This window comes from Pseudomonas sp. NPDC089554 (genome assembly GCF_050280645.1).
Lineage (GTDB): Bacteria > Pseudomonadota > Gammaproteobacteria > Pseudomonadales > Pseudomonadaceae > Aquipseudomonas.
Genome location: NZ_JBNNVR010000188.1, coordinates 1 through 2,076, shown reverse-complemented (window position 1 = coordinate 2,076; position 2,076 = coordinate 1). Strand labels below are relative to the sequence as shown.

3 protein-coding genes are annotated in these 2,076 nt (G+C 64.2%); all 3 read right to left on the bottom strand.

Annotated elements, in window-relative coordinates; genetic code table 11:
• Positions 1 to 101: 101 nt before the first annotated feature.
• On the bottom strand, positions 102 to 755 hold the full coding sequence (locus tag ACQKPE_RS26360; protein WP_427669629.1) for an HAD family hydrolase: 654 nt from the start codon (positions 753 to 755) through the stop codon (positions 102 to 104).
• A 14-nt stretch (positions 756 to 769) separates the two neighbouring features.
• Complete coding sequence (locus tag ACQKPE_RS26355) at positions 770 to 1,759, bottom strand: ABC transporter ATP-binding protein (RefSeq protein ID WP_427669627.1); 990 nt, start codon at positions 1,757 to 1,759, stop codon at positions 770 to 772.
• A gap of 1 nt (position 1,760) precedes the next feature.
• Positions 1,761 to 2,076: ABC transporter permease (locus tag ACQKPE_RS26350; RefSeq protein WP_427669625.1), on the bottom strand; the 316-nt coding region annotated here is incomplete at its 5' end.

Sequence of the window (2,076 nt, the reverse complement as noted above, 5' to 3'; positions counted from 1 at the left end):
TGGTCTAGGTCTGTGCCGGCCTCTTCGCAGGCAAGCCCGCTCCTACAGGGTTCAGCACAATCCCTGTAGGGGCGGGCTTGCCCGCGAAGAGGCCGGTAGCTTCAACTCCAACTCAGAATTGGCCAACCATTCGTCTCGGCATGCTCACGCAGCACCGGGTCGGGGTTCACCACGAACGGGTGGTCGACCTTCAGCAACAACGGCAGGTCATTGCGCGAATCGGAATAGAAACTCGCGCCTTCCAGGTTCTCCTGCTCCTGGTCCAACCACTCCAGCAGCCGGGTGATCTTGCCTTCGCGGTAGGTCAGCACGCCGTGGGTCTTGCCGGTAAACACCCCGTTCACAGCCTCAAGCTCGATCGCCAGGTATTCATCGACCCCCAGCCGCGCCGCGATAGGCCCGACCAGATGGGTGCCGGAGGCCGAGATGATCAGCACGCGGTCGCCACGCTTGCGATGCTCGGCGATGCAATGGCAGGCGTCGCCATGGATGATCGGCTCGATCACCTCTTCCACCCAGGGCTCCACCAGGTGCTCCACTTCCTCCAGCGTGCGTCCGGCAATCGGCTCCAGGCTGAAGGCCATGTAGTCCTCCATCTGCAGGTGGCCCTTGCCATAGGCTTCCATCAGTTCGTGGTCGCGTTGCAGGAAGGACTTGCCATCCACCCAGCCCAGGCGGGCCATCTGCTCGCTCCACAGCGACGCGCAGTCGCCGTCGATCAGGGTGTCGTCCAGATCGAAAATTGCCAGTGCCATGTTTGAAAATCTCCTTAGGCCACTTCTCGTAGCGCCGTGGGGTCGATCGACAAGCATACCCGTTGCCCGTCCGGGTGTAGATCGGCGGATGAGCGGTTTAGCACATCCACCACCAGCTCCACGCCCCGCGCCTCGATGCGGTAGCGGATGACGTTGCCCAGCAGGCTGTGGCTGCGTACTTCACCCTCGAGCTCGCCCTGCTGGCCCAGGGTGATGGACTCTGGGCGAATCGCCAGGCGGCCGTTCACCGGGCGTTGCAGCAGGCGGCTGGCGCTGTCGGGGTCGAGCAGGTTGTAGTTGCCGATGAAGCCAGCGGCGAACAGGTCCACGGGCGCTGTATAGAGGGTTTCGGCATCGCCGCTCTGGACGATGCGCCCCTGGTTCATCAGGACGATACGGTCCGACATGGTCAGCGCTTCTTCCTGGTCGTGGGTGACGAAGATGGTGGTCAGCCCCAGCTCGCGCTGGATGGCGCGGATCTGCTCGCGCAGGTGCTTGCGAATGCGTGCATCCAGCGCCGACAGCGGCTCGTCGAGCAGCAACAGGCGCGGGCGGGTGACCAGTGAACGGGCCAGGGCCACGCGCTGGCACTGGCCGCCGGACAACTGGTGCGGGTAGCGCGTGGCGAAGCTGCCCAGCTCGACCAGGTCGAGGGCCTCGCGCACCCGCACCTGGCTTTCCTCGGCCTTGACTTTCTGCATGCGCAGGCCGAAGGCAACGTTCTGCTCCACGGTCATGTTGGGGAACAGCGCGTAGCTCTGGAACACCATGCCGATGCCGCGTTTTTGCGGGCTCAGCGGCACCAGGTCCTGGCCGTCGAGCAGGATGCGCCCGCTGTCCACCGGGGTCAGCCCGGCGATGCAGCGCAGCAGGGTGGACTTGCCGCAACCCGAGGGGCCGAGCAGGGTGACGAACTCGCCGCGCTCGATGTCGCAGTCGATGTCGTGGAACACCGGGCTGCCGGCGTAGCTCTTTTGCAGTTTCTGTACGCTGACGAAGCTCATCTCAGGTTTTGTCCTTGTTCAGGCGGTTGGCGACCCAGGTCAGCACCAGCACGAAGGCGAAGTACGAGATGACCAGCGCGCTGTTGAAGTGGCCGCTGCTGTTGCGCATGTTGTTCAGGTACACCTGCAGGGTTTCGTAGCGGGTACCTACCAGCAGGTTGGCGAACACGAACTCGCCGAACAGGAACGAGAACGACAGCAGCAGCGCCACCATCAGGCCCTTGCGCAGGTTCGGCAGCACCACCAGGAACGCTGCCTGCCAGGTGCTGGCGCCGAGCAGTTGGGCGGCGTCCATCAGGTCGCGCAGGTTGATGGCC

Excerpts from the sequence above, each read along its gene's own strand:
- ACQKPE_RS26360 (WP_427669629.1), bottom strand. The coding sequence starts at position 755 with ATGGCACTGGCAATTTTCGATCTGGACGACACCCTGATCGACGGCGAC.
- ACQKPE_RS26355 (WP_427669627.1), bottom strand. The coding sequence starts at position 1,759 with ATGAGCTTCGTCAGCGTACAGAAACTGCAAAAGAGCTACGCCGGCAGC.